Here is a 21,578-nt window from a genome sequence, read left to right on the forward strand (position 1 = left end):
CTGCTTTTCTTATGCGTTCGAGGAATCCGCGCCTTTATTCCTTCGCGTTCCGCCGCGGTCCGCCCTACGATCCGGCCCATGGACACCGAACGAAGGGTGAAGATCTCGAAGTACCTCGCCCGCCACCTCCGGCACCAGCCGGACCGGATCGGCCTCACCCTCGACCCCGCGGGCTGGGTCGAGGTCGCCGCGCTCCTCGCCGCCTGCCGGGCCCGGGGCTTCGCCCTCACCCCCGAGGAACTCCACGAGGTCGTGGAGACCAACGACAAGAAGCGCTTCGCCTTCTCCGAGGACGGCCTGCGCGTGCGCGCCAGCCAGGGCCACACCGTCGAGGTCGACCTGGACCTCCCCGTGACCCCGCCCCCGCCCGTCCTCTACCACGGCACCGTCGCCCGGTTCCTGGAACCGATCCTCCGGGAGGGTCTCCGCGCCATGACCCGCCACGACGTCCACCTCTCACCGACCCCGGAGACGGCGCGCAGGGTCGGTGAGCGCCGGGGCGCCCCCGTCGTCCTCACCGTGGACGCCGCCGCCATGGCCGAGAGCGGCCACGAGTTCCGCGTCAGCGCCAACGGCGTCTGGCTCGTCCCGGCGGTCCCGCCCTCCTACCTGGGCTTCCTCACCGGGCCCCCGGAATAGGCGGAGGGGCCCCGCGCCTCAGGGCAGCCCGATGGCCCGCTCGACGTCCTCCCAGCCGGGGGTGACGATCACCCAGTCGGGGATCTCCTCCTCCTGGGGCCCGAACAGGTACCGGTAGGGCACCAGGTCCCTGATCGCCCGGTGCACGTCCATCCGGTCGTCGATCATGTGCGTGATCCCCAGCTCCGCGCAGTGGTCCGCCTTGTCCTCCCGTTTCCGGCAGTACCTGACGTTCTCCCGCGGGATCCCCGTCCTCCCGTAGAAGTCGTGGTGCTCCAGCCAGGCCAGCGAGAGCGGCTCCCCCTCCTCGCTCACCCGCGAGATCACCCAGGCCCGCCCGCCGAAACGTTCCACCAGGCGCGGCAACACCTCGAACGCCCCCTCGATCAACGGCATCTGCCGCGGATCATCCAGGAACACCCTCCCCTGGGCGTTCCGATTGGCCCCCACCACCACACGTCCCAGGTCAACACCCAGTCTTGCCTCTGCCATGCCCCTACCTTCTCCACCAACCACCCCACCCGCAACCTCTTCCCCTCACTCCACCCCCACCGGGCACAGCGACCACCCGGCCCTCGGGCCCTCCAACACCCCGAGAAACCTCCTGACCCACCCCACCGACCGCTTCCCAAGGCCGAAGACCGCAGGTCATACCCGTGGGCGGCGAAGACGACGGAACACAGGCCGAACCGCAGCCCCGCGAACGCGGGTCGGAACGGCAACCCTAGGAGCACCGGTCGCTCAACGACCGCTTCTCCGGGGCTGAAAGGGGGCAGGCCATGACTCAAGGAGATCGGCGAGAACGGCGGAACCCGGTCGAACGGCAGTCCTGCGAAGCACCGGACGAACCCAGGTCCTGCGGAACACCGGTCAGAGCGCGGAGCCGTGGCGGGAAAGATCCCGGTCAGCGGAGGGAGCGGGCGATGACGATCTCTTTGACCGCCTTTTCCAGGGCGTAGGAGGCGTCGGCGGCTCCGCCCTTGATGTCCCTGTCGGTCTCGGCGACGACGGTGAGGGCGCGGGCTATGCCCTCGGGGGACCAGCCGCGGATCTGCTTCTGGAGGCGTTCGATCTTCCAGGGGGGCATGCCGAGTTCCTTGGCGAGGGCGAAGCTCTTGCCCCGGGCGCCGCTGACCTTGGCCAGGCCCCGGATGCCCTGGGCGAGGGCGCTGTTGATGAGGACGGCCGCCACACCGGTGTCCATGGCCCAGCGGAGCTGCTCCATGGCCTCTCCGAGCCTGCCCTCGACGGCGAGGTCCGCGACGGTGAATCCGCTGACGTCCGCCTTGCCCCGGTGGTAGCGGGCGACCGCCGCGTCGTTGATCTTCCCGCCGGTGTCGGCCATCAGCTGGCTGCAGGCCGCCGCCAGTTCCCGCAGGTCGTTGCCCACCGCGTCCAGGAGCTGCTGGGCGGCGCCCGGGCTGATCGTCCCGTCGAGCCGCCGCATCTCCGACCGCAGGAAGTCCAGCCGCTCCCCCGACTTGGTGATCTTGGGGCAGGTGATCTTCCGCGCCCCCGCCTTGGTCCACGCCTCCAGCAGCGCCCTCCCCTTGACGCCCCCCGCGTGCACCAGGACGAACGCCATGTCGCCCGCCGGGTTCTTCACGTACGCGCCGATCTCGGCCGCGAGGTCCTTCCCCAGGTCCTGCGCCGACCGCAGCACCAGCACCTTCCCGCCCCCGAACAACGAGGGCGACGTCAGCTCCGCCAGCCGCCCCGGCTCCAGCGTCGAGGGAACCAGATCCACGACCTCGGTGTCGGGGTCCCTCCGCCGAGCCTCCTGGACGATCTCTCCCACCGCCCGCTCGACCAGCAGTTCCTCGTCTCCCACCACCAACGTCACCGCATCCACTCCCCCAGGATGTCACGCCTCCGCCCACCGCCGCCCTCGCAACCGCCCACCCGCCCCCGCCATGTCCGCCGACCGCTTCTCGCCGCTCCGCAGCGGCGGCCGTCCCGGCCGCGACCGCCCAGTGGTCCGCCCGCCCCCGAGGCCCGCCGACCGGCGCGGAACGCGTTCAAGACCGGGTGACCACTTCGAGGCCGCGTGGAGAGACCGTCACAGCGATGTCCCCATGCAGGTCCGTCCGGTAGACGCGGACGCCGCGCAGCATCCTCAGCAGCCGGTCCGACGGATGCCCGTAGCCGTTGTCCCTCCCCACGGAGATCAGCGCCACCCGGGGCCGTCCCTCGGCGAGGAATGCCTGCTCCTGCCGCGCGCTGCCGTGGTGGGGAACCTTCAACACGTCCACCCGGGGCACCAGGCCGTGCAACCCCCGCTGCCCTTCTTCCTCCAGATCGCCTCCCAGCAGCACGGTCAACCCGGACCACCTGGCCACCAGCACCAGACTCGCGTTGTTGACCTCCGTCCCCGCGGCCCCTTCCGGCACCTCTCCGCGGCTCCGAGGAGCCAGCACCTCGATCTCCAGCTCCCCGGCCCTCCAGCGTTCCCCCGCCACCGTCCCCACGACCCGCGGACCGGCCGACGCCCCCGGTTCCCCAGCCCTCCGGTGTTCTTCCGCTGCACTCACCACCCGCGGACCGACCGACGCGCTCTTCTCCCCGACCCCCCAACGTCCTTCTGCAGCCGTCCCCACGACCCGCAGGCCGGCCCTGGAGCCGGCCTCGGTAAGCCGCCCGTGCTCGAAAGGGGCGTGTGTTCGCATGCCGGAGAAGGCGGCGCCCGCTGGGCGGAAGGCCGATGGGTAGCGCACGGGGAAGGGCGGGGGGCCGGCCGTGCGGGGGTCGTCGGGTCGGAGGGAAAAAGGCGCAGGTCGTGGGGCGGGGGTGTGGGAGACGGGGCGCAGGCCTGCGGTGCGGAGGGCGCGGAGTTCTGCGGTGGCGGGGCTGAGGGAGGTGTGGACGAGGGTGGAGAGGGTGCGGGCGCGGGGGATGCCGGGGAGGCCGGCCAGGTGGTCGGCGTGGGGATGGGTGATGAAGAGGAGCGGGACGGCGTGGAGGGAGAGGCGGGAGAGACAGGCGTCGACGAGGGCGGGGTCGGGGCCCGCGTCGACGATGACGGCCTGGCCGGGGGCCGCGTGGAGGACCAGCGCGTCGCCTTGGCCCACGTCTTCCCTGTCAAGTCCAGGCGTGTTGCATGCCTGCCGGAGTTGAGTTGGTGGCTCGTCACGCAACCTTGGCTGAGTTCCCCCCGTTCGACGACCAGGCACGGTGAGATGGGCCAAATCGATCAAGGGGTGCGCATACGGGCTTCGAGTTCGGGCTGGCGTACGGGGACAGTGGTTGCGCCGACCCTTTTGTAATAGATCGGCTGGCGGGGGTTGAGGGGGTAGTTGCGGGAGCCGGGATGGACCTGGAGGACGATGACTGTCTTGCCCTCCACTTGCGGATGGGTGAGGGCGAAGTCGGGAACTGGGTCGAACATGGTTTCGATCATGTTGGAGATGGTGACTTCGAGTTCGTCGATCGGTTTATCTGTCAGTACGCCGGCAACGGTGGCGTCGTCATCTATTCCGAAGAGGATGAATCCGCCGTCGGAGGAGGCGAATGCCGCCACGGTCTTGAGGAACTTGCGGCCGGCCTCGCCGCGGGCGATCTCTCGCTTGAACTCCACCTGAGGCCCTTCCCCGCCCTCGATGAGGTCCGCGACTTCACCGCCTGGTCTCCGCCAGATGACGGATGGGTCGTCCTCGCGCTGGTCGGGGTGGTGGAAGTAGCGATGGTCGGTCCAGGTCGAGGTGTTGCGGACCATGAGCATCGTGGCGGGCTCCAAGCCCTTCTCCAGCGGGAACACCGCACGTCCTTCGCTGTCGGCGCGAGTGGTGCGGTGGTCTGTGGGGGTGGTCAACTCGATGCTGGCTTCAGCGGTCTGGTTTCCGGTGATCTGGACCGTCAGGTCGGTGGGGCTGATGATGATTTCGGTCAGGTGGGCGGAGCGGCCGGCTTGTTGAACGAGCCAGCGCGGAGGCTTCCCGCCTGAGCTGTCGTGTGCCTGGCCGAAGAAGAACGAGGCGAGTGCCTCGTTGAATCCGTTGAAGTTCGGTCCTGCGCCAACGAGAAGTTCGCGTGGTGGTTCTGGGCCGTCGACAAGACCCCCAGCCCCGTCGCCGCCCACACCAATCGTCCAGGTCGTGTGCGGCCACGGCTGCTTCAGCCTCATCCATTCTTTGAAGCTCCTGTGCCGCTGGAACTCCGCTGTCTTAGCGGTACCGGCGGTCTCGACAAGTCCGAGCTCGGGAAAGTCGGCTCGTTCCCCGCGGAGCAGGGCGGCTACGGCGGTGCCGGGCATCTCCCGTTCCAGAAATGTTGTTTTGCGATAGCGCCATGTCCGCTCAGTGACCGAATCCCCATCCAGGGCAATCTGGCCGTGCAGGATTCGCCAGACGCCGAGCTCTTCGAGCAGCGCCAGCCGCACCCCAGCTATCTGGAATCCCTCGATCAGATCGCTCAGCTCGTCGATCGAGTGGGTTCCCTGGTCACTCTCGTTGACGTTTTTTAGCGTTTCCACGATTCCATCGTGGCAGCAACAGCCGGATCAGCACCATCAGCCCCGCGCCTGAGGTTCCCCCGCAGCTGATACGGGCACTGTCACCACAGTTGTGTTGTCGCCTCGAATTGGTCACCCTTCCGGTAGGCCACCGCGATGCCTTCGCCGTCCAGGATGTCGAGCCAGTCCTGTTCCGGCTTGCTCGGTACCAGCACGGCTCGTCTCAGCCCGGGGATACCAAGCCGTGCCCGGTAGTCGGCCAGTTGGCCGATGGCCATCCGAAAGTCTCTCTCCTCGACTGAGGCTTTCGCCTCGTACAGCACCCCGACGGTCCGGTCGAACACGTCCGTACGCAGTACCCGACCGCCGTCCGTCTGGATTCGATTCGACCCGACCTCGTGCCCCAGCCCTCTCAGATGCCGGGCAAACGCCCTCACCAGAGCAGACTCGCACCGCTCCAGCGTCCGCTCTGCCTCAGGCGCCCGCCACGTCGACCGATCAGTATGCCGTTGCTCCACCGGCACGAACGTGCTGCGCGTCGCCTGGAATGGCCCCCGGGAAGCTGCGGACTGCTGCGGTGGTGGTGGAGGGAGAAGGGATAGCTCACGTGGCAAGGTGACAACGCCGTACTCGACCAGCGGGCCGACCGGCTCTGCCAGTATTGGCACCGCGAGATCCTTGGACCTTTCTCGCCGAGCTCTGAGCGCTCGAATCATCGCCAACGTGGCCCAGCAGCGGTCCACCGCCCTCATCTCATGGGGGAAACACGCGTGCTGGTATCCCGCTCCTGTCCACGCGACCCGCCCCCGCGCTTCCCTCTGCTGGGCGTCCTCCCATTGGGTGGACGGGTTCATGCGGTTCCTCTGCTGAGGCAGTTTCCGAGCTTTGGCGACCAGGACTTCCAGCGCCAGTGCGTCTGCCAGGCCCCATCCGATGAGAGTGCGTTTGTTCTGGCGGGGGCCCATGACTCTGCGGAACCGCTCGTAGCTCTCCTCCCACGGCAGTCCGCTGTGGTCGTCACGGCAGATGTCGCATACGGCGTCGTCCGGAGCAGCCAGCTCTTCGCAGCACAAGACCCGGCCGTCCAGATCGACTACCGCGACTTCTGTCATCCGTCCACAGCACACCGCAGTGCGGATCCCCATGATCTGTCCCCGGTGCAGGTCCCACTTCGCCCAAGACCGGGCTTCTTGGAGACCCATATCTCGCTCGGTCAGGCACTGGCTGGGCTGGAAGGACTTCTCACGCTCGTAGAGCGGCGTGTGCAGGCACGGGCCCGCTCCGGTGAACTCCACTTGCCAGGCGCTGACATCGCTGCCCGGGCAGAGGCCGTCCGCGCGCAGCTCCGCAGCCGTCACGAAGGCCGCCGGCACCTCGCTGAGAGCGTATGCGGGTAGCTGGGCGGCACAGTGGCCGGACGGCCAGGATGATGGCGACAAAGTCTGTGCCTCCACGATGGTCGAGAGGAATCCTCACGGTCATCATGGAGCCCTACGGAACGCGCTGTCAGTTTGGTAGGCACAGCTTCTCCAGATCAGCCATTTTTCGAACAAAAATTCTTGAACCCGGACAGAAATATTTGCACCGGAGGCCAGCCAGCTCGCCTGCCCTACTGAGCGTTGACCTGTTGCTGCAGCTCACTGATGCTCGTGATCAGAGTGTCATCGGCGAAGGCGAGCAGATCATCGGGATCGATGGCCGTGAGATTCTTGACGGACGAGGCGACCCCTTGCCGATCTTCGTCCGCTGCTCGCGGATCAGCACCTCCGAATTCGCGTCGACGGCGTCGGCGATGAGGTCCTGCATGAACTCGTACGCCTCGTTGACGGTCTCGGTGCTGGCGTCCGGGTCCTGCACCGTGGCCAGCCCCATCACCACCCCTGCGGCATCGGCGGGATTCAGCTCGATCATCTGGCCCGACGGCGTACGGGCCTTGCCCTCCGACAACACCTTCGTGACGTAGTCGGCCCGTTCGGCGCGTCGGGTATGCGCTGCCGCCTCCTTGCGCGCATCCGGATCGGCCAGGGCCGCGGCCAGGACCGCAGCCCTGTCCTGCGGCCGTTCCAGCAGCGCGTCACGGGCGACGGCTGCGGTCTGCGGGTCGCCGAGAATCGCGGCGCGCATCGCCTGCCGGTTGGAGGCGATCTCGGCGCCTTGCTGGCACTCGTGCCGATCAGCTCGGCCTCTGCGGCCAGGCTTGCGTTCCACTCCGCCGTCGCCTCGAATATCGAGAAATACTCCGCCCACAGATCCGGATCGGGCAGTTGCACATCCTGGCCCGGCGACAACTCCTTCGCAGCAAGAACATGCCCTGCCGTCGCTGCCCGCTCCCACGCCCGCAGATACCGTGACACCCGCGCAGGATCGCAGCCGGCCCGCTCAGCGAACACCTTGATGGTGACCTTCCCGCCGTCCTCCAGGCCGGGCCCCCTCAAGCCGCCCTTGCGGACGCTGCGAGCCACCATGAGCGCGAACACCCAGCCACCGGCAGCGGCGAATGCTCCGAACGCCTGCGCATCCTGGAGGACCGGGTTGTGCTCGGGATCGGCGCCGAACAGCTCCTCCAGTCGCCCCGGCACGCTCAGGGCAGCCGGGCGCGTCAGGTCGTGCAGAGCGTGCACGCGGGCCACAGCCCGGACATGTTCGACGGTGGAGCCCAAGCCCTCTGGCGGCTCCCCCTGGACAAAGTCCACGACGTCCGCGGTCACCTGCCACCGATCCTCACCGAAGACCCGCGCCAACTGTTCTAGCAACCGGCCGACGCGGGAACCATCGTTCCACCTGCGGAGCACATCTCCGTCCTGCTTCTCCCAAACGGCTGCTTCGTCAAGCGTGCTCATGAGCTCTCTTTCGCCACCGATCTCTCGTCATGCGATCAAGGCTCCCAGATCTCCGTCAGCCGGATAGCTCGGTTTTCGGGCAATCGCACGGAGCGGTCGCCCAACGTGGACGTGCTCCGGCACTATCAAAAGACAGGCCAGTGACAAACACCCGCATCCACCGCAGGAACTCCATAGCCCGTGGCGGGCCACCGGTACAGCTGGACGGTGTGGCAGGAGGGGAACGAACGAGCCGTAGTCCGGTGGCGTCCTTCTGGAACGCAGCTGTAAGTCGGACATCGGTGCTGATCACTCATCTTTGCTGCTTCAGCCGAGGCCTCCAGCTCCGACGACAGGAGGGTCGTCATCAGCGACAAAAAGCGGAAGCTTCCCGAACGGACGGTCGACAGCGCACTCGCCATCGAGTTGGCTCGCGCCCACCCCGACGTGCGGGTCTGGTCTCCAACCAACCGGACCACACCTGATATCGATCACCAGGCGTTCACCGGCCTCGACGTGCTGTGGCTGGAGTGCAAGGGGCTCACCGACACCTACGAGGTGCCCATCGGCATGAGCCAGCTCGCCAGATACGCCAAGAGCTACTCCTGTGACGTCTGGTACGTCATCCCGTCCCCACCACCGGCCAGCCCCGACAAGATCGACTGTGACTGCGCAGGCGGGACCACCTGCTTGTCCTGCCCAATCGACACGCGGACCTACGTCAACCCGATCCCCCTTTCGATCGCCCAACAGGGGATCGCTCTCCCAAGCTCCGCGATTCCTCTGCTGTTCGGTCAGCCGTGGTTCGCGCACTGGACCTCGGTGATCTCGGCCAAGAGCCTCCACCAGCAGACACTCATCCACGGCCGACGAAACTTCACCATCGCTCCCGACCCGGACCAGCGACTCAGCACCGAAGGCCTCAGCATCAACGGGGCCGAACGGCTCTGCCATTTCCTGAACCTTCGCAGCACCCCGCAGAGCCCCTGGAAGCCAGCGCCAAGGGTGCTCTTCGAAGCCCTGCCGCTGCAGCCCGAACAGTCCTACGACAGGGAGCGAGAACAACTCAGAGCATCGATGCGGGAGTCTGGCACCAGTGAGCCGCGACCTGTGCCCCTCAGCCCAAACTCGATCTTCGCGCTTCTCCCGTCCGAGCCGTTCTGAGCAGGCTCCGGCATCGGCCGGATGCTCCCGTTGGAGAAGCCTGGCAGATCCAGACCGGACAACCCGACCGCACCAAGCCGCCGCCCAGGCTCGATCCGTCCCGGTCCGGGCTCGCCTATCGCACCCGCAGGAGCATCCGCCCGTACCACAATGAGCCTCTTTCATCCTCGGGCGGCTTGAGCGGTTCGGTGGTTCTGCAGGACGGCGATCGCTTTGACCAGGTGGCCGGCCTTGCCGGGGCTGCACCGCAGCTTCTGCAGGATGCGCCATGACTTGAGCTGCGCATTCGCGCGTTCGCCGGGTCCGCGTAGCTTGGCGTGGGAGCGGTTCGCCTGCTTCTGCGAGGCCGGCTTGTTCCTGCCTTTGTACGGAGTGATGACGACCGCGGCCTCGGCTCCCTGATAAGCCTTGTCGGCCAGGACGAGCAAGCCCGTTTTCTCCAGCTCGCGCAGGATGCCCCACACACGAGCCGCGGTCAGGTCGTGGGTCTTGCCCGGCATCGCGCCCGAGGTCCACAGGATCCGCCCGTCGGGTGCGGCTATGACCTGCACGTTCATCCCATGGCATTGGTGTTTGACCGAGAAGTACGGGCGGTCGGCCGCAACACGGTCGGTGCGGATCAAAGTCCCGTCCAGGATCAAGTGCGCCAACCCGTCCTTCTTGGCCTGGCGCAAGGCCGCCGTGAGTTTGGGCGAGCGGGCCGACAGCAGCGCGACGACCTCTTCGACGTAGCGCCACACGGTCGCCTCCGAGACTCCGAATCCGGCTGCGAGCTGGGCGAACGTCTCTCCTTTGCGCAGGCGAACCAGGACCAGCAGCGCCTGCTGGGCCGGGTCCAGGCGCCGCCACCGCGACCGGATCGCCCGGCGGTGCCGACGGACGATGGCGGCCACGTAGTTCAGCGTTGGGCGCGACAAATCGACCGCAGCGCGGTAGAACAACATCCAGAAGCTCCTGGTGAGACAGGCCGATTGTGGTGATCAACCCGTCTACCAGGGGCTTCTCTGCGTCCAGAGGCGAATCCTCAACCCGCGATCATGCCGTGACCAACACCCTCCGCCGAGGATGAAAGGGGCTCAGTGTCCGTGCCGCAAGGGAAGCTCAATAACCAACCTGTCGACTGGTGAGCGCCACCCCACCAGGAGTTATTCGAAGTCAGCCTTCGCTGAACACTCTCCCATCGACTGAGTCAGGGAAGCCGACTCAAAGGCCAATGCAGCTGTTACGCGTCATGGAGGTCTAAGCCGAGTACTGATAAGGCGTGAGCCGGTTCCCTGTGACGATTCCGACGACCACGGCACGGTCGATCCTGGCCGCTGGTGGGCGGTGAGCAGTCAGCCAGACAAGCTCATTGAGACGCAACGTGCCCGCCTTGGTCTTGGGAGTCAGATCCAAAACCAGGAGTTGCCCAAAGGGAGCACTGGTGTTGCCGTACTCCGCGGCCTGAGCCAGATATGAAGTCTCGATGCGGCCTGGGTCGGCGGAATCGCCGTCCTTCTTCATCTCGGTGAGGTACCGCAGCGACCCGAAGTGGGTCATGACATCACCTCGCCCGAGGGCGAGGTCGATGGGCTCGACGATGACCGCAGACTGAAGAGGTCCGCTTCGCAGCCATCCTGCGAAGTCCATTTGCAGATCGGCCTCCACAGGCTCGCGCTGGCCTTCTTTCCAGGTCCGCCTGTAGTCGAAGACGGGATTTTCTTTCGTTCCTTTGCCAAAAAGCGTGGTGGTGTTGAGGTCGGCACGGCTCTTGAGGAACAGCAAAGTCTGGAATACAAGTGCGCTGAAGGTATGACGGACCTGTCCGATGAAGTCGGAATGCTGGGCGAGGCCGTCGACGATCTGCTCGTAGAGCGGGTTGACGACCGGATCGGCACCAATGAAGCGGGCTTCATCGCCGTCCTGAACGATTCCGCCAAGAGCCATGATCTCTCTGTCGTTGAGGTTCCGCGTGATCGAAAGGGCGGTTTCTTCTCCGAGTCTCAAGAGCAGCATGGGCGCAAGACGGTAGACCCTGGTTCGTTCGCTCTCATCGTCCTCGGTGTCGTCTTGGCCTTGTGGTGTCCGGGATGAAGATCGAGAGGTGCTCTGCGAAGAGAGCTGTGTTTCGAGATTGCGCAGCAGGATCTGAGTGCTGTGCACGTCAAAGCCGCTCGGTGGTTCGTGGTGATTCGCCAGAACTCTGAGCGTCTCCAGAAGTGCGTTCTTGCGCAGGAAGGCGTTGTGTATGGAGGGCTGGACCAATTTGGCCAAGCCGGTCAACTCACTCTCGCCACCAATTGGGTGAATGGTCCGTGACGCGTTGTAAGCCACCAAAACGGCGTCCAGTGCGCTCCAGGGTTCAACCCAGGCGTTCGGGGAGATGGCGTCGCCCGCCGCGCGAAGGTTCAAGATCATCTGATACCAGGCGGCCTCTGCTGTTCGGCGAGGACGCAGCCATGTGGGCTGATGCAGCCCGATCAACCGCCACGCGTGTGCGTGAAAGCTTTCCTCCAGCCGGCCGGTCGCATCGTGCAGCCGGTCAAAGTCGCCGGCTGCGAAGGCGGTCACCGAGTCACAGACCGCGGCGTATGCCTCAGCGTCAGGCCGTGCTTCCTCAGCGCCCGCCACGGTTGCGAAGCGTTCCCGGGCTTTGGCGAGGCTAGCAACGATGGTGGGCATCTCGCTGGCGGTGAGAGCAGCGCGAAGATCGTCACACCCGAGCTCGAAAAGTGCATCCGTGTCGGAGGCGGCGTTGGCCGCCAGCCGCTGGAGCTTGTCGCGGATGGTGGTGCTGATGGCGCCCTCGTCGGGCCAGCAGTCCAACGCGACGCCGAGAACTCGGGGAAGCCGCTCGGTGAAGTCGTCGGGCGCGTCGGTGGGCAGCTGGTCGATGGCCACCCAGAGCATGTACGGAGCGACCGCTTTAGATACCGCGAGACGCATCGCGCCTTCGAACTGGAAGGCGGCCAGGATCGGCTCATCGTGGATGCGCTGGCTGAACGTGCTGAGAAGACCCGTGAACAGAGGCTGCGCCAACGCCTGCACGACGGATGAGCTGGTGAGCAGCTTTTCCAGCGTTGAAGCGAGATGCATCGGACTCGGCTGACCGGCTAGACCCGCTGCGAAGCTCCCCGACAGATCCGCCAGGTCGGTTTCCGCCATGCGATCATTCCCGCCGCTGGATTCTCTGTCACCGTTCGCCGACGCTCTGAAAGCGTCGATGACCGCCTCAGCAGCGAGCGCTGCGAAGGGACCAGAGGCTACTTCAGCGATTTCAGACTTGATCACGTCCAGCGGTAGCTCGATAGACGCGAACGTGATCGGCTGCCCGGCAGTTGCCAGAGCACTCAATCGGGCGTCCATCTGCGCCATGTCTCGATCTCCCTAAAGGCCGACTCACCACAGGGGCTCGCCGTCCCTTGCTTCGATGATGTTCTCATCTGCCAACAGATCATGCGCCAGACCTGCATCGGTAGTCGTGATCAAGATTTGCAAGCTGTTCTCCCGCGCGAGACCCTCCAACTCTTTGATCAGCGCATGAGCATCCAGGTCCTGCACCTCCTCTGCCTTGGGGCTGTCGATCAGCAGGAGTCCGGGGTGGGTCGAGATACCGTGCCGAGCGCCGACACGCAGCAGCGCGACCACAACCGCAATGCGAAGGCGTAGCCGTTCACCCGCCGCTTGACCGCTGAACCAGCTCTGCGCCCCACCATCGCTAAACACCTTCAAACGTGCCGCACGATCGATGGCGACCCTTTCCAAGGAGTCGATACCAAAACCACGGCCCAGGGCCGCGATCTCCTCGTTCAACTCCCCGAACAACTCCTCCGCGGCCTTCTTGCTGTCCTCATCCAAGATCACGGTACTGGCCTTGAGGATAGTCAGGAGCCGCACCTCGGCAGGATCGGAAGTGAGTTCAGGGATCTCTGGAAGAGCGCTGAGAGCGCCCTCCGCCCTGAGGACCGCTTCCTGAAACCGCAAACGCTCGGTGACGTTCACTGCTGACTGGGCATCACGGAGCGCCTGATCTGCGTCCTTCAACCGCTCGGTGGCCTCGGTGAGCCGATCTTCGGCTTTTTGAAGCTCGCTGGCCGCCGCTTCCTGGGCTGCGGTACTGGCCTTCAGCCGGCCTCGCGCCTCCTCGATGATCTCCTCCGAATCGAGATCCTCACCCGTCACCGGCCGAGTACAGACCGCGCACTCGTGCTGGTGGAGTTCCTGAACACGCCTGTCTTCGGCGATGTCCTGGTCGCAGCGCGGGCACACTGTGGGATCCAGACCATGGAAAAGCAGGCGTGCGGTGACGCTTTCCGACACGTCGTTGAAGGCCCGCTGGTCCCGCTGCCGGGCCCTCAACGCTCGACGATGGGCCTGCATTGTGTCGTCCCAGGCCTCTTGCTCATCGGCCACTTGCGCAGAGAGGGCCCGCGCCCTGGCCGCCAGATCGGGCAGCGATGGCCCCTCGACGGCCGTCAGCTGGGAGAGTGCCTCGGCGGCAGATTCCAGTTCTTCCTGGAATCTGCGACGATCCGCAGCCCGCGCGGCGCTCTCCTCCCGGGCTCCTGCTTCACGATTCCTCACCTCGGCAGCCCGCAGACTGTGCACGGCCTTCACCCGCGTGAGAACGGAGGTGGCGGGAAGGTCTAGGAATACTTGAAGGAGGCGCCCCGGCAGGCCGTCAACGGAGACATCACCCAAGAGGACCTTGTCGCCGCCGGCCTTCGGATAGATCGAGGAGTAGTAAGCAGGCCATCCGTGAGTCTGGGTCGAGGTCTCCTGGAGGACGTTGACCAATGGAGCCAGGTCCAAGCGATCCATCATCAACGCCTGAACCTGCTCGGCATAGCTCTCCTCTCCAGAAGCACGAAGGACAGCGGTGACTTCGCCATTACTGGACGCGTCATGCGCGCCTTCCAAAAGTTCGATACCCGCTGCAGTCAGAACGACGGCCGATGCCAGTTTCCCCTGATCCAGGGTGAGCCGAACCCCAAGAGGCTGCCCAGCCACCCACGCATCCAAATCGACCTCGGTCAGCCACTTCTGCACGCCGACCTTCAGATCCCGCGGCGTGCCCCGCAGACACCACGTGATCAACTCCAGGACACTGGTCTTCCCCCGGAAGTTCGATGCGACCAACGCTGTCACGTGCCCGGTACCGAACCTGAGCGTGCTGTCGAACGGGCCAGGCGCGACAGCCCCGGTTCGAAGACCTGCTACCCGCAGCCTGTGGATCCGGAGCGACCGCGGCCGAGCAGGCGTGTTCACCAGCGGGAGACCATACGTGGTGAACACATCTCGGACATGCTCGATGCCCACCCTCGCGCGCTGGGCGATTCGGGCCTCGAGAGACTCATCCTCATGATCAGGCATCATCGCCCCTCACCTTCTCCGCCTGGATTGCCCGATACTCCGCCAACCTCGATCTTGCACGCTCCCGCACGGACGAGATACGGCTTCCCCGAACAGCCTCGGCATATTCCGGCTGCTTGTACTGCCTGTCTTTGAGCTGACTGCCCGTGCCGTTGTCGGCTAGCTGCAGCACCAGCCGAACGCGGTCGATGTAGTAGCTGAAGACCGGAGCCTCACCGATGATCTGCTCGGCGACCTCTCTGCCCTTGGCGAGGAGGTAGTAGTCGTGCTGCCGGATACGGGATATAGTGCCCCGCCGCCGTTGGGCCACCAGACCCCCGTAGCGGAGAACGGCAAGCGCGTCCTCCAAGGGTTCGTAAGCCCCGAAGTGATGCCGAAGCATCGGATACCGGCGAACCTCCGGCTCATCGGAATCAAGGATCTGAGCTGCTGTCTCAAGGAAATCGTCATCGCCGGTCTCTGCATAGTCATTCAGCAATTCGTTGGCGAGGTAATCAGGATTCCTCAGCCAAAAATCCAGCTTCTGCAGCCGGACCTGCGAACGGACGACGCCGATGGCTGTAGGGAGCCCGACCCCCTCAAGCTCAGCAGACGCCACGGTCTCACAGGCTCCATCGATCAAGAGCAACAAGCGCACAGCATCCTGCTCACGACTCGTCGTCAGATCAGGTTCAACGTTTCCCGCGTCCTCCACTCCTCAAGGGTAACCGCAACACAATTCAGTGATCAGAAGCGATTGGAAAGGCATGCATATTGTGACCTTCTCGACCCACACAGCTTCGACTGCCTGGAGAGTCGCACCTTTGGGTCCGGCCCGGCAAGACCAAGACTGTTCTGTTTCGGGATCGAGGGAGGCGACTGCTGAAGGCCAGATCGGAGGCGTTCCTCACTCACTGTCACGACGTGCCCCGAAGGAGGCCTAGACGGCGGACCGTTTACCGGAGACGGCCTGTCGGCCTCTTCCTTGATGTGGTGGGAGCCAGCTGGATTCGAGAGGAAGGCTAGAACACGCGCGGAATGACCACTGGCAACAGCGACAACCTGATCACGCGCTGCCGATCGTCTGATCCGTGCATGAGGTAGTCGCTGCGCCGAGCCGGGTCTGCGGGCGAGAGAGGCTGCAAGGTCCGCGGATGCTCAGCCAGCACGGTGCGCGCGGTCTCGATCGCCTGGGTGATGTTTGCGCGGTCGCGGATGAAAATGATCAAGGCGACCCGGGCGTCTCTCCAGACGGTGTAGCCATCCAACTGGTCGATGGTCTCCTTGAATTTAGTGGACCCGTTCCAGAACTTGCATTCACCGATGAAAGCGTTGTGGTCCTGCCAGCGCAGCAGGATGTCCGACTTCCCCCTTCCGGTGAAGGTCTCACCGGTGACCTGACCGCGGAAGTTGGCATTCAGGATGAACAACAAGAGGTCCCGGAGCGTCTCTTCATCCTCGCTAGCCAGCTTGTCGGCGGTGAGCACCAGCCGTTCCAGAGCCGTGGTGAACGAGGTGATAGTGGAGATCACCTGTTCGGCGATCCCCTCCTGGAGGTGCCACTCCGGTTGTCCGGCGGCCATCGCCTCATCGAGTTGCCGCACGGTCAGCAGTTTGGGCTGCAGAGGTATCCGCTGAGTCTCATCCCGCGGGCGCACGGGGATGCTGAGCGCCTGGGCGGCCGCCGCGAAGGAAGCGATGCGGCGAGACCGTGCGGTGAGGATTTCGGCTACCTGCTCGCGAACGGTGGCACGATGAGCCTCGATGCCGACATTGACCTGGTCGACCGTCTGCTGCAGGTGCTCCTTGAACTCCGCGATCGACTGACCGAGCCTATCGGGATCCAATTCCGCCATCTGCTCATTGGTGGCATGCATCGCCCACGTGAGCCGCGAAGGCTGATCACCCACCGTATGAGAGCTGAGCCCCAAGCCGGCCCTCATCAAATCCCAGATGGACCCGTCGGCCATGACATTGTAGGAGAGCCGGACCTGACGTTCTTGGTCCTCCTGGCCCTGGGGAGGCGACACCTCCTCAGAGCTCACCCAGAATCCGGCATAGTCGATGACGATCGGCGCCGCCGCACATTCGTTCACGATGGCCTCGGTGATGGCATCGACCGGCAACCGTCCGAAGGCCTCTTCAGGCAAGTCTCGTGCCTGAATTATCGCATTGCGCAACCGCTTGTCATAGTCTGCACTGCTTCGTGGGATCTGCTCCACACCACGCGAGCCCTTCCTGAAGGGCTCATCTTCAACCAACACACCATAGATGCTGCTACACAACACCATCTTGGGCAACCCACGGAGTCGTAGCAGGCCGTTGATCACTTCCCGAGAGTCGGCTAGTAGCACCTGCAGCCGAATCCTTCTACGTGCTTCATAAACGACGATGAACCCGAGGTCTCGGCATCGAAATTCCTCAGCCCCGGTCCTCGCACGCAAGATCCGCTGCGACATGCGGCCAACTGCCCGAAGGCTGGAAGATGATTTTCCTTAGCGTAGAAACCCGCTGGCAAGCACCCTGGCGTTCTCCCTGGTCAAGGGGTTTCGTCGGTACCCACGGCGAGCTACGGTCTAGATGCTCTGATAAGTGCGCTTCATGCGCAGTTCGATGTGGCGATCCTGTAGCAGCCTGGGTATCTCAGCCGCACGTGTCATCATCTCGAGGTCCTGGCATGTGACCACGAGGATCCGGATCCTGTCATGGAGCGCGGCTTGCAAGGCGTGGTGGGCACCAGTGAGCGCTTGGCCGGACAGGCCGCTGCGCGTGATGATGAGGCCGTCGGAGCCACCGGAGTAGCGGATCTTCGCAGCGAACTCTCTGATCTGGGCGGCAGAGGTTGTGCGGACCTCGTTCTTACACTCAACTGGCACGAGAGGGTCGATGAAGGGCAGCTTGGCTTTGGCCTCGTGCTGGAGCCACAGATCGATCTCACCGCTGTGCTGCGCGTCCATGGTGTTCTGAGCGACGATCGTCACACCCGGCACAGACTCCAGGACGAAATGCGCCAGGTTCTGGAGTCTCATGCCCTGGCCAGTGGTGGTGGTGTCGTCGAGGCTGGTGAGGGCTCGCTGCAGGCGTACGGCGAACGACGGCGTCATCCGTGCACCAGACGGTTGCGCCCCTGGACCAGCAGCCGGCCAAACTGGGCCTTGTTCATCTGGGCAAGCCGTGCGACGCCGATGGCCACCCAGGCGACGCTCTCGTCAATGTGCCATGTGGTGTCGGCCTCATCGACGACAAGTACGCCGAGGTGCAGATCCCTCTCTTTCAGCTGGCCTTCCAATTCCGTACCATCGGCGGGCGCTTGGCCGTAGTGAACGAGGACCGGATTGAACGCAGGGCTGGACAAGGCGTCGACCCAGACCGCTACCCCCCACTGCTCACCGCGTTCGGAAGGAAGAGCACGGGCCCCAAGTTGCGTTTCGAGAAACGAGCCGATGTCCTCACGTGCGACCGTTACTAGCTCGCCGATCTGATCGGGGACTTGTTGTGCCTCCGGAGCACTGTTGAGAATGGTGGTATCTCGGACCTTAAGTTCGGCCGTTGACGATTGGGATACCGCCTTCTCGTGAGACCGCCGTTGCCGCACCAGCCACTTGGCGCGGGTCTCGTGGAAGAACAGCATCGTGCCACGCAGACGGTCAGCGATCGCTTGCGCCTCTCCGTCAGCGAACACGACCGTCAATTCGTCAAGAACTGGTGGAAGCCCGGCACCCAGCTCACGACGTCCTGCCAGCAGCGTAACTGGGATCTTCGTCGGCCTAGCCAAGCGAACAAAGTCCGCGAGAAGTTCCGCTTGCTGCGGTTCCTGTAGCACGATGAGCAGCGCTGTGTAACGCTCAAGAGCAGAGACGTCGATCGGCTCACCGACACGCAGCGGTTCGACCGCATAGACCAGTCCGACGCGGTCGAGCAGGCGACGCGGCATAGCAACATCGCAACCCGGTGGAACGAAGACACCGATCGTCGGGTTTGCCGGATCTGCATCTTTCACAACACCCATCATCTAGCTATCAGCGGCTCACCGCCAACCCGGCTGTCGAGCTGCAAGGCAGTCAAGCCCTCGCACCCGCCAGTTCGCTCGGCGAGGGCCGCGGTCGCACCGCTGGGACGGCTTGATTCCCTCTCGTCGTCCCCGAAGGCCGGACATAGGTGCGGTCGCGGATTGCCGGGTGCGACCGCCCGCTTCCTCCAAGTACGTCCGCATAGAACGCGCCAACGCAATGAACTTCTATGAGGCTGGCTGAACTGATCGACGATCTCCTCACCGAGAGGTTGTGGAATTTCGACCACAGCTTGGTCGATACCGAGGTGGTGGTTGCGCTGTTGGACGCGGCTGGCCATGTTGAGGACGTCTAGCACTTCCGGAAGGCCGCCGGTCGCCTCCAGCGGCAAGCGTGGGATGAGCGTTAACGCCTCGACCAGAAACACGACCGGGACCGGAGGGCAGAGGAGACGCAGCGGACCGCCCAGGCCCTGGCCATCGTCTGCGTTCAGTGCCGTGCACAGGTCGAAGAGCCTTACGCGACACCGGACAAGCATCAGACCAAGGTGCCCCATAAACACCTTCTACGGGTGGTCGCTGGACTGCCCGCCTGAAGTTCACCGGCTAGGCAGGCGCCTCCTGCTTCAGCTCAACGCTTGGAAGATCAGCTCTGGCACGGCGCGCGGCGGAGAAACAATCGCTTCCGATGATGACGGAACGGTCTGCCGCCAGCGAGGTTCTGGCCGCAGCGACCTCTTCTCCGGTGTGGGGACAGCCGGTGGTCCTGGCAGAGGCGGTGCAGCTCCGGGGTACCGGTTCGCGGCTCTCGGCCGAAGGCGGCGGTTGCATGCCGGACTTCAGGCACATCCAGTCCTGCCCACTTGACCGCTCTGCATAGACGGCAGGTCAGGAAGTGCACTTTCGTTCATCGCCCAGTTTCCCCTCATCGCATCCCCTTAGTCACTGCAAGTGTTAGAGCGACTTCGGGGTGTCAAGATGGTGCATGGACAGGTCAGGCTGGACGGTGCGAAGCTGCGGAACTTTCGGCTTTCGCAAGGACTGACGCTGGATCGGCTCGCCGCGTTGACCGGTGGAGTGGTTCCGGCGCGGCAACTGGGCGAGTACGAGGCAGGTCGGCGAAACTGCGATCCGCTACGGATTGCAGTGCTGTCCCTGGCGCTCGACATCCGGCCGGAGGATCTCTCCTCCGTCGACTGCCAGCAGGCGGGACTGGCCGACCTACGCCATTGGGCGGGCCTGACCGCCGATGAGGCCTCCGACCGGCTGGGGATGTCGCGCTGGTCGCTGCGACGCGCCGAGCGGACCGGGCGGCTGCCCGCAAGCATGCCGCAGGCCGAGTTCATCACGACCGCCTCGGCTCTGTACGGCAGGCCGAAGCGGACGGTCGAGCACGCACTGCGGAATGTCGAGAACATCAACACATCTGATCATGTCTCTGACCTGGGTTTATGTTCTGTTGGTTGGCGGTATCGGGTGATCATCATCCGGTACGGCACCGGATTTGCCTCCGTTAACAGGGGGCTGTTTCGGGGGTGATCTACTCGTGTTCGACCAGCCTTACACCAAGCTCGCGGCCTTGCTGCAGATGCTGCGGGACGGCGACATCGACGTCGTTCAGTTCGGGCGGCCCTTCCAGCGCAACGTGCTGTGGACCGCGGAGCTGTGGCGCTCACTGGCCCGGGCACCGCAGCGGCCGATCAACGGTTTCGTGTGGTGGCTGCCGCCCCGAGAGGAGGCGCCGCGCTCGGGCCGGTACCGCAAGTCGTCCAAGGCCCGGGTGTTCATCGTCGACGGCCAACAGCGCAGCACGGCGCTGGCGGGCGGGTTGGGGCTGCGTCCGGCGTGCTATCCCCCGCAGGTGTGGGCGGAGCTGGGTGGCCCGGAGCTGCAGGTCGGTGTCGTGCTGGAGTCAGCGCGGCGGCTGAGTGTCCAGCCGCTGCGCGCGCGCAAGCATCCGCAAGTTCCCCTGGGCGCTCTGCTGGAGGCCTCCCCCGGCCAGATCCCGCAGCTGGTCACCGACGCGGGTGCAGGTGGTCGTGATCAGGAGCTGGGACAGCTGGCCGCTGAGCTGACCGACCTGCGCAGCCGGCTGCTGGAGACCGAGATCCCCGTGGGGTGGTTGCGGGCGGGTGCGGAAGACGCCGCGGATTCCTACCGGGTCCTCAACCAGGGGATGTCGACGAAGCTGGCGCACGCCAGCGAGATCGAGACCCTGTACCTGGATCTGAAGTGCCCCGGAGTGCGGCGGGAGGTACTGGACCCCTTGTGGCGGCATGCCCGCAAGGAGGGTTACCAGTCGGTGGTCACGCTTGCGCTGGTCAATGAGTTGGTGCAGCGGCAGTTGCCGGCCGCCACCCGGCGCCGGTCGGTGATGCGGGCCTCGGCCGAGCGGGTGGAGCTGGCCGCCCGGCGGGCGGCCGATGCCTGCACCGGGGTGATCGCCTACCTGCAGCAGCGGGGGCTGGTCGGCGAGCAGATGCTGGCGATGCCCTCGGCGATCGGGGTGCTGATGCACCTGGCCGCGCACTTCCCCGAGTGCCTGCTGGATGACTTCCCGCGCCGGTGGCTGGTGCACGCGCTGGCCGGCGGCCGCTACAACGGTGCCCCTTACCAGGCGTCCCGGGATGTCTCAGCGATGCTGCGCGCCACCGACTACGCGGGGGCGCGTGCGGTGCTGGCGGAGCTAATGCTGCCGGCGGGCCCGCCTCGCCCGCTGCAGGCCAGCCAGCTGACCGGCCACCGTCCCGGCAGGTTCAGCGCGGTGACCAGCCTGTATGCGATGGCGGCAGCTGGTTCGACGGGCCAGGAGGTCCAGGACCTGGCCGAGCCCGATGTGGTCTTTCCCCAGGCCCGGATGCGGTTGGTGCCGCTGTGGCGCGGGGCCTTGGAGCGGTCCTTGGGCAATTTCATCTTGGCCACCGAGCAGACGGCCAAGGTGCTGGAGGAATCCGGCGGATGGAACCGCCATTCCTATGAGGCTCTGCGGGGCGGGCGCAGCGCACTGGCCTCCCAGCACCTGCCCCTGCCCTCGGACGGCCCGGGCTCGCTTGCGCCCGCCCAGCTGGTCAAGGCGCGCGAGCAGGAGCTGCTGGCACTCATCAACTGCTATCTGGAGAAGGCCGGCCCGCTGATCCCGGGCGAGCCGACCTGAGTCGACGAAGGACGT

The 21,578-nt window shown here is 65.2% G+C and carries 19 protein-coding genes; 6 read left to right on the forward strand and 13 right to left on the reverse strand.

Annotated elements, in window-relative coordinates; all coding sequences use genetic code 11:
- The first annotated feature begins 78 nt into the window (after positions 1-78).
- Positions 79-639, forward strand: a complete 561-nt coding sequence (locus tag ABD327_RS27725) for an RNA 2'-phosphotransferase (RefSeq protein WP_344454415.1) — start codon at positions 79-81, stop codon at positions 637-639.
- Between the two features lie 18 nt (positions 640-657).
- Here the strand turns inward: ABD327_RS27725 and ABD327_RS27730 are convergent, their stop codons facing one another.
- From ABD327_RS27730 to ABD327_RS27755, 6 genes are all read right to left on the reverse strand, one after another.
- Positions 658-1,035: a hypothetical protein gene (locus ABD327_RS27730; RefSeq protein ID WP_344454417.1), complete on the reverse strand. Its 378-nt coding sequence runs from the start codon at positions 1,033-1,035 to the stop codon at positions 658-660.
- A 508-nt stretch (positions 1,036-1,543) separates the two neighbouring features.
- Complete coding sequence (gene holA, locus ABD327_RS27735) at positions 1,544-2,491, reverse strand: DNA polymerase III subunit delta (RefSeq protein WP_425547236.1); 948 nt, start codon at positions 2,489-2,491, stop codon at positions 1,544-1,546.
- 166 nt (positions 2,492-2,657) lie between these two features.
- On the reverse strand, positions 2,658-3,707 hold the full coding sequence (locus tag ABD327_RS27740) for a ComEC/Rec2 family competence protein (RefSeq protein WP_344454421.1): 1,050 nt from the start codon (positions 3,705-3,707) through the stop codon (positions 2,658-2,660).
- Between the two features lie 122 nt (positions 3,708-3,829).
- A complete protein-coding gene (locus ABD327_RS27745; RefSeq protein WP_344454423.1) occupies positions 3,830-5,107 on the reverse strand; it encodes an AlbA family DNA-binding domain-containing protein in 1,278 nt (425 codons plus the stop codon).
- 80 nt (positions 5,108-5,187) lie between these two features.
- Positions 5,188-6,540: a hypothetical protein gene (locus ABD327_RS27750; protein WP_344454425.1), complete on the reverse strand. Its 1,353-nt coding sequence runs from the start codon at positions 6,538-6,540 to the stop codon at positions 5,188-5,190.
- 199 nt (positions 6,541-6,739) lie between these two features.
- Positions 6,740-7,294: a hypothetical protein gene (locus ABD327_RS27755; protein ID WP_344454427.1), complete on the reverse strand. Its 555-nt coding sequence runs from the start codon at positions 7,292-7,294 to the stop codon at positions 6,740-6,742.
- 326 nt (positions 7,295-7,620) lie between these two features.
- Between ABD327_RS27755 and ABD327_RS27760 the strand changes: the two genes are divergently transcribed.
- On the forward strand, positions 7,621-7,836 hold the full coding sequence (locus ABD327_RS27760) for a hypothetical protein (RefSeq protein ID WP_344454429.1): 216 nt from the start codon (positions 7,621-7,623) through the stop codon (positions 7,834-7,836).
- Positions 7,837-8,352: 516 nt separating this feature from the next.
- Complete coding sequence (locus ABD327_RS27765) at positions 8,353-9,069, forward strand: hypothetical protein (RefSeq protein ID WP_344454431.1); 717 nt, start codon at positions 8,353-8,355, stop codon at positions 9,067-9,069.
- Positions 9,070-9,230: 161 nt separating this feature from the next.
- Here ABD327_RS27765 and ABD327_RS27770 read toward each other — a convergent pair whose 3' ends face one another.
- From ABD327_RS27770 to ABD327_RS27800, 7 genes are all read right to left on the reverse strand, one after another.
- Complete coding sequence (locus ABD327_RS27770) at positions 9,231-10,013, reverse strand: transposase family protein (RefSeq protein ID WP_344454433.1); 783 nt, start codon at positions 10,011-10,013, stop codon at positions 9,231-9,233.
- A 295-nt stretch (positions 10,014-10,308) separates the two neighbouring features.
- Positions 10,309-12,423 carry a hypothetical protein gene (locus tag ABD327_RS27775; protein WP_344454435.1) on the reverse strand — a complete coding sequence of 705 codons (2,115 nt, stop codon included), beginning with the start codon at positions 12,421-12,423 and terminating at the stop codon, positions 10,309-10,311.
- 24 nt (positions 12,424-12,447) lie between these two features.
- Positions 12,448-14,196, reverse strand: coding sequence for a hypothetical protein (locus ABD327_RS27780; protein WP_344454437.1), 1,749 nt, complete (start codon positions 14,194-14,196; stop codon positions 12,448-12,450).
- A 217-nt stretch (positions 14,197-14,413) separates the two neighbouring features.
- The gene (locus ABD327_RS27785; protein WP_344454439.1) at positions 14,414-15,115 is read right to left on the reverse strand and encodes a hypothetical protein; all 702 of its coding nucleotides are present in this window, start codon (positions 15,113-15,115) and stop codon (positions 14,414-14,416) included.
- A 307-nt stretch (positions 15,116-15,422) separates the two neighbouring features.
- Positions 15,423-16,730 carry a hypothetical protein gene (locus tag ABD327_RS27790; protein WP_344454441.1) on the reverse strand — a complete coding sequence of 436 codons (1,308 nt, stop codon included), beginning with the start codon at positions 16,728-16,730 and terminating at the stop codon, positions 15,423-15,425.
- Positions 16,731-16,976: 246 nt separating this feature from the next.
- Positions 16,977-17,504: a restriction endonuclease gene (locus tag ABD327_RS27795; RefSeq protein WP_344454443.1), complete on the reverse strand. Its 528-nt coding sequence runs from the start codon at positions 17,502-17,504 to the stop codon at positions 16,977-16,979.
- Positions 17,501-18,412: a hypothetical protein gene (locus tag ABD327_RS27800; protein ID WP_344454445.1), complete on the reverse strand. Its 912-nt coding sequence runs from the start codon at positions 18,410-18,412 to the stop codon at positions 17,501-17,503. The genes ABD327_RS27795 and ABD327_RS27800 overlap by 4 nt, the downstream gene beginning before the upstream one ends.
- Positions 18,413-18,639: 227 nt before the next feature.
- Here ABD327_RS27800 and ABD327_RS27805 point away from each other — a divergent pair, with 227 nt between their 5' ends.
- From ABD327_RS27805 to ABD327_RS27815, 3 genes are all read left to right on the forward strand, one after another.
- Positions 18,640-18,765: a hypothetical protein gene (locus ABD327_RS27805; RefSeq protein WP_344454447.1), complete on the forward strand. Its 126-nt coding sequence runs from the start codon at positions 18,640-18,642 to the stop codon at positions 18,763-18,765.
- A gap of 622 nt (positions 18,766-19,387) precedes the next feature.
- Positions 19,388-19,948 (forward strand): helix-turn-helix domain-containing protein, encoded by a 561-nt coding sequence (locus ABD327_RS27810; RefSeq protein ID WP_344454449.1) that lies wholly within the window; start codon positions 19,388-19,390, stop codon positions 19,946-19,948.
- A gap of 7 nt (positions 19,949-19,955) precedes the next feature.
- A complete protein-coding gene (locus tag ABD327_RS27815; protein WP_344454451.1) occupies positions 19,956-21,563 on the forward strand; it encodes a hypothetical protein in 1,608 nt (535 codons plus the stop codon).
- The last annotated feature ends 15 nt before the right edge of the window (positions 21,564-21,578 follow it).

This window comes from Actinocorallia aurantiaca (genome assembly GCF_039533685.1).
GTDB lineage: Bacteria > Actinomycetota > Actinomycetes > Streptosporangiales > Streptosporangiaceae > Actinocorallia > Actinocorallia aurantiaca.

Bases quoted from the DNA above. Each gene is read 5' to 3' on its own strand.
- ABD327_RS27725 (WP_344454415.1), top strand. From the start codon at position 79: ATGGACACCGAACGAAGGGTGAAGATCTCGAAGTACCTCGCCCGCCAC.
- ABD327_RS27730 (WP_344454417.1), bottom strand. From the start codon at position 1,035: ATGCCGTTGATCGAGGGGGCGTTCGAGGTGTTGCCGCGCCTGGTGGAA.
- ABD327_RS27770 (WP_344454433.1), bottom strand. From the start codon at position 10,013: ATGTTGTTCTACCGCGCTGCGGTCGATTTGTCGCGCCCAACGCTGAAC.
- ABD327_RS27775 (WP_344454435.1), bottom strand. From the start codon at position 12,423: ATGGCGCAGATGGACGCCCGATTGAGTGCTCTGGCAACTGCCGGGCAG.
- ABD327_RS27795 (WP_344454443.1), bottom strand. From the start codon at position 17,504: ATGACGCCGTCGTTCGCCGTACGCCTGCAGCGAGCCCTCACCAGCCTC.
- ABD327_RS27800 (WP_344454445.1), bottom strand. From the start codon at position 18,412: ATGATGGGTGTTGTGAAAGATGCAGATCCGGCAAACCCGACGATCGGT.
- ABD327_RS27805 (WP_344454447.1), top strand. From the start codon at position 18,640: ATGAGGCTGGCTGAACTGATCGACGATCTCCTCACCGAGAGGTTGTGG.
- ABD327_RS27810 (WP_344454449.1), top strand. From the start codon at position 19,388: ATGGTGCATGGACAGGTCAGGCTGGACGGTGCGAAGCTGCGGAACTTT.